Source organism: Variovorax nitratireducens (genome assembly GCF_051216545.1).
Classification (GTDB): Bacteria; Pseudomonadota; Gammaproteobacteria; order Burkholderiales; family Burkholderiaceae_C; genus Variovorax.
The window spans coordinates 290,870-305,097 of sequence record NZ_JBPJZO010000003.1 but is presented as its reverse complement, the minus strand read 5'-3'; the positions used below and the strand labels follow the sequence as shown (position 1 = coordinate 305,097).

At 68.9% G+C, this 14,228-nt stretch carries 10 protein-coding genes; 5 read left to right on the top strand and 5 right to left on the bottom strand.

Going from position 1 to position 14,228, the window contains the following annotated elements; translation table 11 throughout:
- Positions 1-20: 20 nt before the first annotated feature.
- Positions 21-1,664: an acyl-CoA synthetase gene (locus ACSFA8_RS10635; RefSeq protein ID WP_435479480.1), complete on the bottom strand. Its 1,644-nt coding sequence runs from the start codon at positions 1,662-1,664 to the stop codon at positions 21-23.
- A gap of 132 nt (positions 1,665-1,796) precedes the next feature.
- Here ACSFA8_RS10635 and ACSFA8_RS10630 point away from each other — a divergent pair, with 132 nt between their 5' ends.
- The 4 genes from ACSFA8_RS10630 to ACSFA8_RS10615 all read left to right on the top strand — a co-directional run bounded on the left by ACSFA8_RS10630 (position 1,797) and on the right by ACSFA8_RS10615 (position 6,613).
- Positions 1,797-3,743, top strand: a complete 1,947-nt coding sequence (locus tag ACSFA8_RS10630; RefSeq protein WP_435479479.1) for a hybrid sensor histidine kinase/response regulator — start codon at positions 1,797-1,799, stop codon at positions 3,741-3,743.
- A complete protein-coding gene (locus ACSFA8_RS10625; protein WP_435479478.1) occupies positions 3,740-4,486 on the top strand; it encodes a response regulator transcription factor in 747 nt (248 codons plus the stop codon). Before ACSFA8_RS10630 ends, ACSFA8_RS10625 begins: the two co-directional genes overlap by 4 nt.
- Positions 4,487-4,577: 91 nt before the next feature.
- A complete protein-coding gene (locus tag ACSFA8_RS10620; protein ID WP_435479477.1) occupies positions 4,578-4,886 on the top strand; it encodes a DUF485 domain-containing protein in 309 nt (102 codons plus the stop codon).
- Positions 4,883-6,613, top strand: coding sequence for a cation acetate symporter (locus ACSFA8_RS10615; RefSeq protein WP_435479476.1), 1,731 nt, complete (start codon positions 4,883-4,885; stop codon positions 6,611-6,613). The genes ACSFA8_RS10620 and ACSFA8_RS10615 overlap by 4 nt, the downstream gene beginning before the upstream one ends.
- A 3-nt stretch (positions 6,614-6,616) precedes the next feature.
- Here ACSFA8_RS10615 and ACSFA8_RS10610 read toward each other — a convergent pair whose 3' ends face one another.
- Together ACSFA8_RS10610 and ACSFA8_RS10605 are read right to left on the bottom strand one after the other, a co-directional pair.
- Positions 6,617-7,261 carry a 3'-5' exonuclease gene (locus ACSFA8_RS10610; RefSeq protein WP_435479475.1) on the bottom strand — a complete coding sequence of 215 codons (645 nt, stop codon included), beginning with the start codon at positions 7,259-7,261 and terminating at the stop codon, positions 6,617-6,619.
- A complete protein-coding gene (locus ACSFA8_RS10605) occupies positions 7,258-9,102 on the bottom strand; it encodes a putative nucleotidyltransferase substrate binding domain-containing protein (protein WP_435479474.1) in 1,845 nt (614 codons plus the stop codon). The genes ACSFA8_RS10610 and ACSFA8_RS10605 overlap by 4 nt, the downstream gene beginning before the upstream one ends.
- A 194-nt stretch (positions 9,103-9,296) precedes the next feature.
- Here ACSFA8_RS10605 and ACSFA8_RS10600 point away from each other — a divergent pair, with 194 nt between their 5' ends.
- A complete protein-coding gene (locus ACSFA8_RS10600) occupies positions 9,297-10,502 on the top strand; it encodes an MFS transporter (RefSeq protein WP_435479754.1) in 1,206 nt (401 codons plus the stop codon).
- Here the strand turns inward: ACSFA8_RS10600 and ACSFA8_RS10595 are convergent.
- Positions 10,499-11,233: an amino acid ABC transporter ATP-binding protein gene (locus tag ACSFA8_RS10595; RefSeq protein WP_435479473.1), complete on the bottom strand. Its 735-nt coding sequence runs from the start codon at positions 11,231-11,233 to the stop codon at positions 10,499-10,501. The genes ACSFA8_RS10600 and ACSFA8_RS10595 overlap by 4 nt on opposite strands.
- 13 nt (positions 11,234-11,246) lie before the next feature.
- The gene (locus tag ACSFA8_RS10590) at positions 11,247-14,210 is read right to left on the bottom strand and encodes an FAD-dependent oxidoreductase (RefSeq protein WP_435479472.1); all 2,964 of its coding nucleotides are present in this window, start codon (positions 14,208-14,210) and stop codon (positions 11,247-11,249) included.
- Positions 14,211-14,228: the final 18 nt, after the last annotated feature.

Genomic DNA, 14,228 nt, shown 5'->3' with positions numbered 1-14,228 from the left:
GGTGTCTCCTGGGGGTGATGTCAATCGATGGCGCTGGCCGAATGCACGCGGTCGCGCAGCAGAAACTTCTGGACTTTTCCGGTCGACGTTTTCGGCAGCTCGCCGAACACGATGCGCCTGGGCACCTTGAAGCGCGCGAGCAATGGCCGGCAGAACTCGACCAGTTCGGCTTCCGAGACCGCGCGGCCGGCCTTGAGTTCGACGAACGCGCAGGGCACTTCGCCCCATTTGGCGTCGGGTTGTGCCACCACGGCGGCGCTCAGCACGGCAGGGTGGTGGTGCAGCGCGTCCTCCACCTCGATCGACGAGATGTTCTCGCCGCCCGAGATGATCACGTCCTTGCTGCGATCCTTGATCTTCACGTAGCCGTCCGGGTGCAGCACGCCCAGGTCGCCGGTGTGGAACCAGCCGCCCGCGAAGGCCTCTTCGGTGGCGCCCGGGTTCTTGAGGTAGCCCTTCATCACCGCGTTGCCGCGGAAGAAGATCTCGCCGATGGTCTCGCCGTCGGCCGGCACCTGGATCAATGTCTGCGCATCGAGCACGGTCACGGCCTGCTGCAGCGGGTAGGACACGCCCTGCCGGCCGTTGAGCCGGGCCCGTTCTTCCACCGGCAGCCCTTGCCAGGACGGCTGCCGGGCGCAGATGGCCGACGGGCCATACACCTCGGTCAACCCGTAGACGTGGGTGATCTCGATGCCGGCGCCTTCGCAGCCCTCGATCACCGCCGCCGGTGGCGCCGCGCCCGCCACCAGGCCCTGCACCACGTGGTCGATGCCGGCGCGCAGTTCGGCCGGGGCGCTGATCATCATGCTGTAGACGATCGGGGCGCCGCACATGTGCGTGACGCGGTGCTCGCGGATCAGCGGATAGATCAGCGCCGGGTCGACCCGGCGCAGGCACACGCTGGTCGCGCCTGCCAGTGCAAGAACCCACGGGAAGCACCATCCGTTGCAGTGGAACATCGGCAGCGTCCACAGGTACACCACCTGGTCCGGCAGGTTCCAGGCAATCACGTTGCTGGCCGCGTTGAGGTAGGCGCCGCGGTGGTGCGTCACCACGCCCTTGGGGTTGCCGGTGGTGCCGGAGGTGTAGTTCAGCGCGATGGCGTCCCACTCGTCGGCCGGCAACTGCCAGGCGAAGTCGGGGTCGCCTGCAGCGAGAAGGCTTTCGTAGTCGATTTCGCCGAGCCGCGCGCCGGGGGGCGCCATCTCGTCCTCGACCTCGATCACGAGCGGGCGGTTCGCACCCATGGTGGAGAGCGCCTGCCCCACGACGCCGGCGAACTCGCGGTCGGTCAGCAGCACCTTGGCCTCGCCGTGCTGCAGCATGAAGGCGATGGCCGGCGCATCGAGCCGGGTGTTCAGCGTGTTCAGCACGGCGCCGCTCATCGGCACGCCGAAATGGGCCTCGAACATGGCGGGGGTGTTGGGGAGCATGACGGCCACCGTGTCGCCGGGGCCGATGCCGCGCGCTGCCAGCGCGCTGGCCAGCCGGCGGCACCGGCTGTAGGTGTCGGCCCAATTGCGGCGCACTGCGCCGTAAATCAGCGCCACGCGATCCGGATAAACGTGGGCGGAGCGCTCGAGGAACGAAAGCGGCGAAAGCGCCACGAAATTCGCAGCGTTCTTGTCGAGCCCCATGGCGTAGGGGTTGGTGCGTGTCATTTTGTCTCCGAGGGCGGTGTTTTCCCGAAGCCCGAGGATCGGCCATGAACATTGCACAAGCCGCATCGAAAAATGACGAATGATTGCAGCGAGGGGGCTGTAACCTCCAGAACTTCACCGGGACACCACCTTTTGCCCTCCGCAGCCCCGCTCGCGCGCTACCAGACCCTGCAGGCCGGCCTCGACCTGCTCGACCAGGGGCTGTCGATCTTCGATGCCGAGTTGCGCCTGGTGGCCTGGAACAGCGCCTATGTGCGCCTGCTCGATTTCCCGGAAGGCATGGCCTGCCTCGGCACGCCGTTCGACACATTCATCCGCTACAACGCCCGGCGCGGCGAATACGGTGCGGGCGATCCCGAGGCGCTGGTGGCCGAGCGCGTGGCCGCGGCCCGCACCTTCGCGCCTCACGACATCGAGCGCGTCCGCCCTGACGGGCGGGTGCTGCGCATCCATGGCGAGCCGCTGCCGGGCCATGGCTTCGTCACCCTCTATTCGGACATGACGGCGCAACGCGAGGCCGAGCGCACGATCCGCGAGTACAGCGTCGACCTCGAAAACCGCGTCGCCGTGCGCACCGCGGAACTGGCCAGCAGCGAGCAGCGCGTGCGGCTGGTGATGGACTCGATCCCGGCGCTGGTGGCCTACTTCGACCGCCACCGCGTCTACCGCTACATCAACCGGGGCTACCACGACTGGTTCCGCGTCGATACCACGCGGCCCGAACACGCCAGCGCACGGTCGTTTCTGGGCGACGCGGTGTATGAGGTGGTCAAGCCGTATGCGCTGCGTGCCATGGCCGGGGAAGCGGTGAGCTTCGAATACGAGCTCGTCACCAGCACCGGCGACCGGCGCGCCGTGCGCACATCGATGGTTCCCGAGCGAGCGGCCGACGGCACGTTTGCCGGCTGCTTCGAGCTGACTTTCGACATCACCGAACAAAAGCGTGCGCAGGAACTCCTCGTGCGCACGCAGAAGCTGGAGGCACTGGGCCATCTGACCGGCGGGCTGGCGCACGACTTCAACAACATCCTCACCGTCGTCATCGGCAACCTCGCGGCGCTGGCGGATGCGCGGCCCGGCGATGCGCTGGTGCCCGAATACGTGCAGCCGGCGCTCGACGCCTCCCGGCGGGGCGCTGAACTGGTGAAGGGCATGATGCACTTTGCCCGGCAGCAGCCATTGCAGGCCGGCGCGGTCGACGCGGTAGCGCTGCTGCAGACGGTGGAGCGGCTGGTGCGGCGGTCGCTGCCCGAGCACCTCGAACTCGTGATCGACGCCGCAGGCGCCGCCACGCCGCTGTGGACCTGGATCGACCCGAGCCAGCTCGAGCAGGCCCTGGTCAACATGATCCTGAATGCGCGCGACGCCTCCCGGCCCGATGGCCGCGTCACGCTGCGCGTGCGCCCGGTCGTGCTGGACGCCGGCAACGCTGCGGCGCTGCAGACGGCCATCGGCGAGCACGTGCGCATCGACGTCGAAGACAACGGCGCCGGCATGGATGCGCACACGCTGGCGCACATGTTCGAACCCTTCTTCACCACCAAGCAGCCGGGCCGCGGCACCGGGCTCGGCATGGCCATGGTGTATGGCTTCATCAAGCAATCGGGCGGCGCCATCGACGTGCAGAGCCAGCCGGGTCGCGGCACCACCATCTCGCTCTGGCTGCCCGCCAGTGGCGGCGTCGAGGCCGAGCGGGCGATACCCGCCGCGGCCCCGGCCGAGGCGGGCCGGCGCGGACTCGCCCTGCTGGTGGACGACGATGCCCAGGTGCGTCGCGTGGTTCGCCGCAACCTGCTCGAGCTGGGCTACAGCGTGCTGGAGGCCGACAACGGGGCGGAGGCCATGCAACTGCTCATGCACACCGACAACATCGCGCTGCTGCTGTCCGACGTGGTGATGCCGGGCAGCGTCGACGGCCGGGAGGTCGCACGGGCGGCGCGCGCGCAGCGGCGCGCGCAAGCCGTGGTGCTGATGAGCGGCAACGCACCCGGCGACCTGCATGTTCCCGGCGTGCCGCTGCTGACCAAGCCGTTCACGACCGCGCAGCTGGCAGATGCGATCGAGGCGGGCCGGCGGTGAACACGCTGGCACACCGCGGCATGGCCGACGAGGGCGCGCCACCCTCGCTGGTCTTCCTGGTGGAAGACGATCCAGCGGTGTCGAAGCTGGTGCTCGCCGCGCTCACCGAGTTCGGCTTCAACTGCGAAGGCTTCCAGACGGGCGCCAGCGTGTTGCGCCGCATGAAGACCGAAAAGCCCGACTTGTGCATCGTCGATCTCGGCCTGCCCGACATGGACGGCATCGACCTCATGCGCCGAATCACCGCGCAGTCGAATGCCGGCGTGCTGATCCTCACCGGCCGCGGCCACACGGCCGACCGCGTGATGGGGCTCGAGCTGGGCGGCGACGACTACATGACCAAGCCCTTCGAGTCGCGCGAACTGGTGGCGCGGGTGCGCAGCATCCTGCGCCGCCGCATGGCCGTGCCCGGTGCCACGGGCGGGCGCCAGCGGCGCTACGCATCCTTTCTGGGGTGGCGCATCGACTGCGCAGCCAACATCCTGCGCGCGCCGGACGGAACCGAGCATCTGCTGGGCACCGCCGAGACCCAGGTGCTGCGCTGCTTCGTCGAGCGGCCGCACCAGATCCTCACGCGCGAGCAGCTGATGGGCGCACGCGACCTGCTGCCCACCGACCGCAGCATCGACGTACGCATCTCGCGCCTGCGCCGCAAGATCGAGGACGACCCGCACGACCCGACCATCATCAAGACGGTGTACGGCGCGGGCTACATGTTCGCCGCCAACGTCACCTGGGAGTGATTTCAATCGCAATGTGACGAATGATTGCGTCGTCGCCCACGGGCGGATCGGGCGTTCCAGAATCGCGCCGACCCAAGCCCAGGAGACAACCATGCGCGATCCCATCGTCGACAAGATCCAGTCGAATCCCAAGTACCACGAGCTGCGCCGCAAGCGCAATACCTACGGCTGGCTGTTCACGGCACTGATGATGGTCGTGTATTTCGGCTACATCGCGCTCATCGCGTTCAACAAGCCGTTCCTTGCCACGCCGATCGGCAGCGGCGTCACCACGATCGGCATCCCGATCGGGCTCGGCGTGATTGTCTTCACCATCGCCATCACCGCGATCTACATCCGCCGTGCCAACGGCGAGTTCGATCGGCTGACGGCCGAGATCCTGAAGGAAGCCACGCAATGAACCGCCGTTTTTCATCCTCATTCTTCGCGCTCGCCATGCTGCTGGCCGCCGGTGCGGCCATGGCCGCTGGCGGTGATGTCGGCCAGGCCGCGAAGCAGCCGACCAACTGGATCGCGATCGGCATGTTTTCCGGCTTCGTGCTGCTCACGCTGTGGATCACCAAGCGCGCTGCGGCACGAACCAAGTCGGCTTCGGATTTCTATACGGCGGGCGGCGGCATCACCGGCTTCCAGAACGGCCTGGCGATCGCGGGCGACTACATGTCGGCCGCGTCGTTCCTCGGCATTTCTGCCGCGGTGATGGCGACTGGCTACGACGGCCTGATCTACTCGATCGGCTTCCTGGTCGGCTGGCCGGTCATCACCTTCCTGATGGCGGAGCGGCTGCGCAACCTGGGCAAGTTCACCTTTGCCGATGTGGCCGGCTATCGCTTCCAGCCCGGCCCGATCCGCGCGTTCGCGGCCTCCGGCACGTTGGTGGTGGTGGCCTTCTACCTGATCGCGCAGATGGTGGGCGCGGGGCAACTGATCAAGCTGCTTTTCGGGCTCGAGTACTGGATGGCGGTTGTGATCGTCGGCGGGCTGATGATGGTGTATGTGCTGTTCGGCGGCATGACGGCCACCACCTGGGTGCAGATCATCAAGGCGGTGCTGCTGCTGGCCGGCGTGACCTTCATGGCGCTGATGGTGATGGCGGCCTTCAACTTCAGCCCCGAGGCGCTGTTCGCCAAATCGGTCGAGGTGCGCACCCTGATTGCGGCCAACGCCGGCAAGAGCCCGGCCGAGGCGGCCGACATCGGCCTGGCCATCATGGGCCCGGGCGGATTCGTGAAGGATCCGATCTCGGCCATCTCGTTCGGCATGGCGCTGATGTTCGGCACCGCGGGTCTTCCACACATCCTGATGCGGTTCTTCACCGTGCCTGATGCCAAGCAGGCGCGCACGTCGGTGTTCTGGGCCACCACCTGGATCGGCTACTTCTACCTGCTGATCTTCATCATCGGCTTCGGCGCCATCACGCTGGTGCTGACCAACCCGGAATTTGCCGACACCTCCACGGGCGTCATCAAGGGCGGCGCGGGCGCGGCCAACATGGCGGCGGTGCTGGTGGCCAAGTCGGTCGGCGGCAACGTGTTCTACGGCTTCATCTCGGCGGTGGCCTTTGCCACCATCCTCGCGGTGGTGGCGGGCCTGACGCTGTCGGGTGCATCGGCGGTGTCGCACGATCTGTATGCCACGCTCATCAAGAAGGGCAAGGCCGACAGCGCGGCCGAACTCAAGGTGTCGCGCGTCACGACTATCGCGCTGGGCATCGTGGCGGTGGCACTCGGCATCATCTTCGAGAAGCAGAACATCGCCTTCATGGTGTCGCTGGCCTTCGCAGTTGCTGCCTCGGCCAACTTCCCGGTGCTGTTCATGTCGGTGCTGTGGAAGGACTGCACCACCCGCGGTGCGGTGATCGGCGGCACGCTCGGCCTGATCTCGTCGGTGGGCCTGACTATCGTTTCGCCGTCGGTGTGGGAAGCAACGCTCGGCAATCCGAAGGGCTCGGCACTGTTCCCCTATGCCTCGCCGGCCCTGTTCTCGATGACCATCGCCTTCGTCGGCATCTGGCTGTTCTCGGTGCTGGACCGCAGCCGCCAGGCGCAAGCCGAACGCGCGGCATTTCCGGCGCAGCAAGTGCGCTCGGAGACCGGCCTCGGTGCGTCGGGTTCGTCCGGGCACTGAGCCTCAGGCCAGCGCTTTCAGCTTCAGGAAGGCCAGCGCTGCCATTACCGCATCGTTCAGCGCATCGTGCGCCGGACGCTGCGGCAGGCCGAGGTCGCTCATCAGCGTGGCAAAGCGCAGATCGATGTCGCCGCCGCGCTCGTGCGCCGGACGCTGGCGGTTCTTGTGGTCGTAGTAGAGCGCCGAGACCTCGATCTTCGGCTGCGGCAGTCCCATGCCGAGCAGCGGAAACAGCACGCGGTCGATCATGGCCACGTCGAACTCCAGGTAGTAGCCCACCAACGGACGGCTGCCGATGAAGCGCAGCAGCCGGTGCATCGCCTCATCGGGAGCGATGCCCTCGGCGACGTCGCGTTCCCGCAGGCGGTGCACGCGCACGCTGTCGGCCGACACGGCACGCCGGTCCGGCCGCACCAGCAGTTCCAGCCGCTCGCTGCACAGGATGCGGTTGCCGCGAATGCGCACCGCGGCGATGGCAACGATCTCGTCGCGCCGTGTGTCCAGCCCGGTGGTCTCGCAGTCCAGCGCCACCCACTCATCGGGCGGCGGCGCATCCCACATGAAGCGAAAGCGCGGGTCGCCCAGGTGGTAGAGCAGCCACCACCGCTTGAGTGCGGCAATCCAGGGCGGGGGCGCGATGGCGCTCACAGTGCGTCCAGGTGGAAGCGCTGGTGCAGCATGCGGCGAAAGCGCTTGACCACGTCCAGCGTGTCCTTGAGCAGGTCTCGCTCCAGGCTGCTCAGGCGGCCCGGGTCGACCTTGCCGGTTGCCGCATGGCCGGCATCGAGTTCCGCGAGACCCGCCTTCAGCCGCAGGCCCATGAAGAAGTAGAGGCTCTCCAGCACGTCGGTGGCGAGCGCGCGGTCGATCTGGCCCGCCGCCACCAGCGCATCGAGGCGGCCCGCGGTGGAGGTTTCGCCGAGCTGCGCGCGCAGCGCCAGGCTGCGCACGCCGTGCACCAGCGGAAACAGGCCCTGCTTCTTGATGTCGAAGGCGCCGCGCGGGCCCTCGCCGCGCGTCAGCAGGCGATGCAGCCAGCCGCCGTCGTCGGCAAAGGCGTCGACCGCGGAGGCGAAGTGCGCGAGCATGGCATCGTTGTCGGTGGTCAGTGCGAACAGGCTCGTGCGCACGCCGGCCAGCAAGCCCGCGTCACCGCAGACCGCGTGCGCATCGAGAAAGATCGCCAGCGCCATCAGCCGGTCGCCGTCGGGCTGCAGCAGCCAGCCCCGCGCGCGCTCGGCAAATTCGCGCTGGCCGGCGCGCCAAAGCGGGTTCGACACCATGATGCCGCCGGGGCATTCGGGATAGCCGAATTCGATGAGCGAGCGGGTGAAGCGCGCGCAGATCGCGTCGAGGTCGGCGGGCGGTGCATAGCCGTCGCGCAGCACCAGGCCGTTGTCCTGGTCGGTCTTGAGCAACTGCTCGCCGCGGCCTTCGCTGCCCATCACGAACAGGCAGCTGTTGGCGACCAGCTCCGGCGGTGCAATCAGTTGCCAGGTGCGTTCGAACAATTTGGCGTTGAGCGCCTGCACCAGCGTCGCGATCTGGCCGACCCGCGTGCCACCGCGGTGCAGCAGGGCGATCAGCCGCGTGACATGCCCGCAGGCCTGGCCCAGTGCCGCCAGATCCTGCGCCTCGGCGATCTCGCGGTTGATCAGGTAGGAATGGTTCGACAGAAAGCTGAACAGGTCGAGCGCCTCCAGCACGCCCACCACGCGGCCGCTGTGGTCGTCGGCCAGCACGGCCACCCGGTGCACCTTGTGTCGCACCATCACCGTCAGGGCGTCGCCGACCGGGTCGCCGGCGTTCACCGTGACCAGGCCGAAACTGGTCACCTCGCGCACAGCAAGGCGGTCCAGCGGCGTGCCATGCAGCACGGCGCGCTGCAGCGCCGTCACCGTGAAGATGCCGAGCCGCGGCGCGCCCTCGGCATCGGTGTCGCGCACCAGCACGTTGGAGGTGCGCTCGGCCTGGAACAGGCGCACCACAGAAAGCACGTCGCAGCCGGCATCGACGAAATGCGGCACCCGCACCGGGATCGCGTCGACGCGGGCCAGCGCCAACGACTGCAGTTCATGCTGGCTGCTGCGCCCGGCAATGGCGCCGAGCTTCTTCGAGAGGTCGGAGAACAGCAGCGCGCCGAAGGCCGCGTTGCGCGCGATCAGTTCGTTCACCACCTCGCGCGAGAGCTGATAGGCCACCAGTTCCTCGGCTGCGACGAAACGGCCGCTGACCTTGCCTGCCACCAGGCTGCGGCCATCGAAGGTGTCGTCGGGCCCGAAGCCGGCAACAGGCTCCCCGCCATCGGGCTCGAACTGCTGCACGAAGCCCTTGATCACCACGAACAGGTGGGTCGGCGCGATGGCGGCATCGAGCACGATCTCGCCCTCGCGAAAGTAGGCGATGTCGACGCCCGCACGCACCCGCTGCTGCTCGTCGGGCGTCAGGCAGTCGAAGGGCGAGACCTGGAAGTTGAAGGCGTTGGGCATGGCGCGTCGCCTGGGAAGTGTCCGCTGTCGCCGCCTGCTGCGCTTGATATCGGACAAGCTGTTTCGCATTGGCCCGGTTGCCGCCCCCGCCACTGCAAGGATATGGGGTTTACCCTAGACTCGGGCGTTGCCCGCCGCCGCCGGGCTGCTCCAAGGAACCCGGTTTGAATGTCACATCCACCGCGCCGACCGGCGTGGAAGCCGCCGCGCTGCCCCAAGTCAACTTCGGCCGCGCCATGCTGGCGCTCGGCGTGGGTGGCTTCGCCATCGGCACCGGCGAGTTCGTCATCATGGGCTTGCTGCCCGAGGTCGCCAACGACATCGGCGTGAGCATTCCGACCGCCGGCCATGTGATCAGCGCCTATGCGCTGGGCGTGGTGATCGGCGCACCGGTGCTGGCCGTGCTGGCCGCGGGCTGGCATCGCCGCGCCTTGCTGATCGCATTGATGGCGGTGTTCGCGGCCGGCAATTTCGCCAGCGCGCTGGCGCCCGGATACCTCTCGCTCAACCTGCTGCGCTTCGCCACCGGCTTGCCGCACGGCACCTACTTCGGCGTGGCGGCGCTCGTCGCGGCGGCACTCGCGCCGCCGAACCGGCGCGCGCGTGCCGTCGGGCTGGTGATGCTGGGGCTCACCGGTGCCACGCTGGTCGGGGTGCCGATCGCGGCATGGCTCGGCCAGCTGTTCGGATGGCGCGCCGCGTTCGTGTTCGTCGGCGTCATCGCGCTGGCCGCGGTGGTGCTGCTGCGTCGCGATATTCCCGACATTGCGCCGGCCGCCGGCGCCAGTCCGTGGCGTGAACTCGGCGCGCTCAAGCGCAAGCAGGTCTGGTTCACGCTCGGCATCGGCGCGATCGGCTTCGGCGGCATGTTCTCGGTGTTCAGCTACATCAAGCCGACGCTGACCGAAGTGGCCGGCCTGCCGCTGGGCGGCGTGCCGTTCGTGCTCGCGCTGTTCGGGCTCGGCATGGTGACGGGCAACCTGGTTGGCTCGCGCCTGGCCGACAAGTCGCTGATGCGCACCATCGGCGGCCTGCTCGCATATTCGGCGCTGGTGCTGACCCTGTTCACCTTCGCGGCGCAGCATGTGGTGACGGCGGCGATCGCCGTGTTCCTGATCGGCACCACCGTCGCCATCGGCCCGGCGTTGCAGATCCGCCTGATGGACGTGGCCGGCGACGCCCAGACGCTGGCGGCCGCGCTCAACCATTCGGCTTTCAACACGGCCAATGCGCTCGGTGCATGGCTGGGCGGCGTGGCCATCACGGCGGGCCTGGGCTGGGCCTCGACCGGCTGGGTTGGCGCGCTGCTGGCAGTGGCGGGGCTTGGCGTGTTCGGCTGGTCGCTCGCCAGCGCGCGGGCCGAGGCGCGGCGGATGCCGGCCACGGCTTGCGCGGGCTAGTGCTGCAGGATCTTCGAGAGAAACTGCTGCGCCCGCTCCGAGCGCGCTGAAGGATTGCCGAAGAATTCTTCCTTCGCACAATCCTCCACGATCGCGCCGCGGTCCATGAAGATCACCCGGTGCGCGACCTTGCGGGCAAAGCCCATCTCGTGCGTCACACACATCATCGTCATGCCGTCGCGCGCGAGCTCCACCATCACGTCGAGCACCTCGTTGACCATCTCGGGGTCGAGCGCCGAGGTCGGCTCGTCGAACAGCATCGCCACCGGATCCATCGCCAGTGCCCGGGCGATCGCGACGCGCTGCTGCTGACCGCCCGAGAGCTGGATCGGATACTTGTGCGCATGGGCCTTCAGGCCAACGCGCTCCAGCAGCGCCAGCGACTTGTCGTGCGCCTCGCCGGCCGAACGCTTGAGCACCTTGCGCTGCGCGATCGAGAGGTTCTGTTCGATCGACAGGTGCGGAAACAGCTCGAAGTGCTGGAACACCATGCCGACCCGCGCGCGCAGCGTGTTGATGTTGACCTTGGGGTCGGTGACCGACACGCCGTCGATCGTGATGCGGCCTTTCTGGAACGGCTCCAGTGCATTCACGCACTTGATGAGCGTCGATTTGCCCGAACCCGACGGGCCGCAGACGACCACCACTTCGCCCTTCTTGATTTGCGTCGTGCAGTCGCTCAGCACCTGGAAGGCGCCGTACCACTTGCTCAGTTGTTCGATCTCGATCATTGCGGTTTTTCCTTCAAAGGAAGCGGTCGATGCGGAAGGGTGCCAGGTCGACGTCGGTGCGGCCGTGCACGATCAGGTCGGTCACCAACCGCGCCGCGATCGGCGCCAGCGTGTAGCCGTTGGAGGTGACGGCGTTGTAGAAGCCGGGCACGCCGGGCACGTCACCCAGGATCGGCGCGCCGTCGATGTTGACGTTCATGCCGGCCCAGCAGCGCACCATGTGCAGCCCGCTCACGGCCGGCAGCACCTTGCGCGCGACCCACAGGCTGCCTTCGATGCTGGCGCGCTCGGCGCGGTTAAGGCGCATGCCCTCGTGGAAGGCGGCGGTCCAGCCGCCGCCGATGATCAGGCCGCCGCTGGCGGCCTGCTTCAGGCTCAGGTGCCGGTCGGCATGCGCGATCAGATGGTCGACCAGCGGCGGCGCCGGCTCGGTCACGATCATCTGCAGCGGCGCGCCTTTCACCGGGATGCGCACGCCGAGCATGTCGCCCACTGTGCTCGACCAGGCACCACTGGCGTTGACGACGCGACCGGCGCGGATCGGCCCGCGCGAGGTCTGCACGAGGAAGCCGGCGCCGTCGCCCCGCAGCCGCTCGATCGCGCGCACGTCGCAGCCGCGCAGCAGGCGCGCGCCCTGCTGCACCGCGCGTGAAGCCACGGCGTAGGTGGCGCGCAGCGGGTTGATCTTGCCCTCCATCGGGCACAGCTCGGCGCCGAGCAGCGCGGGTGACAGGGCCGGCGAGAGACGGCGCAGTTCAGCGCCGTCGATCACCTGGGCATCGATGCCATGGCTGCGTTCGAGTGCGGCCTTGGCGTGGATGAAACGCATGCCTGCTTCGCTGTCGGCCACCATCAGGCCGCCGGTGATCTTGATCTCGAGGTCTTCGCCGCAGTCGCGCTCGATCGCCTGCCACAGCCGCACCGACATCGGCCCGAGTGGCAGCGCGGCCGCGGCCGGGCCGCCGCCTTGCTGGGCCTTTTCGCCGAAGTCGAAGGACAGCAGTTGCACATGCAGGCTGCCCGCGTTGGCGCCGGAGGCCTGCAGGTTGATGTCGTCGCGGTCGACCACCATCACGTCCTGCCCGGCCTGCGAGAGGTAGTAGCCGAGGCAGGCGCCGAGCACCCCGGCGCCGATCACCAGCACGTCGGCCTGCATCGGCGCCAGCGTGCCGTGTTCCACCGGCCGCGCCAGGTTCGGCGTGATGGCCGGCTTGTGGCCACCCCACTCGGGTTTTTCGAAGCCGAGTGCGCCGGCCGGAACCGGCTTGGCCGGCGGACGCGGCGCGAAGTACTGCTCGGCATCGGGCACGCGGCCGGTCATCTCGCCGACGAGCCGCGCAGCCGTCACCGCGCAATAGCGCCCCTGGCAGCGGCCCATGCCCAGCCGCGTATTACGCTTGAGTGCGGCCAGCGTGTCGTGGCCGGCCCGGATCTGTTCGCGCACCGAGCCGAACGTGATCTCTTCGCAGCGGCATAGCACGGTGTCGTCGGGAACCTGGCTCAACGCGACGGGGGGCGGTGCGTAGATCGCCCACAGCGCCTGCTGGAAGGACAGCGCCCGGTCGAGCTCTGACTTCACTGCGTCCGATGCCGATGCCGATGCCGATGCCGGTGCCTGCAGGCCGAGCCGGCGTGCCGCCGCTGCGCCGGCCAGCGTGCCGCGCGCAAGCGCCACGCGCGAGCCGCCCAGGTCGGCGCCGTCGCCGACGACGTAGACGCCGGGCAGGCTGGTGGCACCGTCGTCCTGGGTGGTGGTGGCGAGGTAGCCCAGATGCCGATCGCTCACGCGGTGCTCGCAGCCGAGCATGCGCGCGAGTTCGGTCGACGGAATGAAGCCGTAGCCGACGCAGAGCGTGTCGGCATCGAAGTGGCGCGGCGCGCCGGTGGCGTGGCCCTTCGCGTCGATTGGCGCGACATGCACGCGTTCGACCCGTTCCTTGCCCTCGACCGCCGTCACACCGTGCTGCCACAACACCGGCACGCCGTGCGCTCGCAATGCGCGCAGGTAGCGCCAGCCCTGCAACAGCAGGTCGGGGGCGGTGCGCGCCGCCTGCAGCAGTTGGCGCGCCTGGCGCAGCGAGGGGCGCGGCGCCGATTCGAGCACGGCCAGCACCTGCGCACCGCCGGCCACCAGTTCGGCCGCGAGCTGCAGGTTCAGCGGGCCGTTGCCCGCGACCACGATGCGCTGGCCCGGCGCCACGCGGTAGGCACGTGCCAGCGTCTGCCCGGCGCCGGTGGTCATCACGCCCGGCAGCGTCCAGCCCGGGAAGGGCACCGGCCGCTCGTAGGCGCCGGGCGCGAGCACGAGCTGGCGGCAGCGCAGCACCGTGGCGCGGCCGTCGACCAGCGCGCCGACTTCGGTGGCCGAGAACGCGGCCCAGACCTGCGCGCCCTGGTGCACGACCACGCCGGCGGCGCGGACGGCGCGCTCCAGCGCCAGCCCCTGCGCGAACTGGCGGTCGGCCGGTGTGGCCGCCTGCTGCGAGGGCGCCAGCGGCTTGAAGTACTGGCCGCCGCTTTGCAGCCGCTCGTCGAGCAGCGTGACCTGCGCTCCCGCCCGGCGGGCCGCCAACGCGGCCGAGAGGCCGGCCGGACCGGCGCCGATGACCAGCACGTCGACCGCCAGTTCCACCGGCTGTTCGCCGGGCTCGGGCGTGAGAGGGCGCAGCGGGTCGTCCGGCGTGCCGGCCGGCAGGGTCGAGCGCACCTGCTGGCCATCCGCCGCCTTGGTCATGCAGGCGCGCTGGCTGGCCTGCCCGTCGACGGTGACCAGGCAGTCGAAGCAGGCGCCCATGCCGCAGTACAGGCCGCGCCGCGCGCCGCCGCGCGTGTGCCGCAACTCGGCGATGCCGGCGGCAGACAGCGCGGCAGCAATGGTTTCACCGGCGACAGCGTCGATCGGGCGGCTGTCGTACCAGAAGCGGATCGGCTGGCCGGCGACGTGGATGGAAGGGTGGGTAAGTCGTTGACTTCGCATTCGGTATACGTATACTAC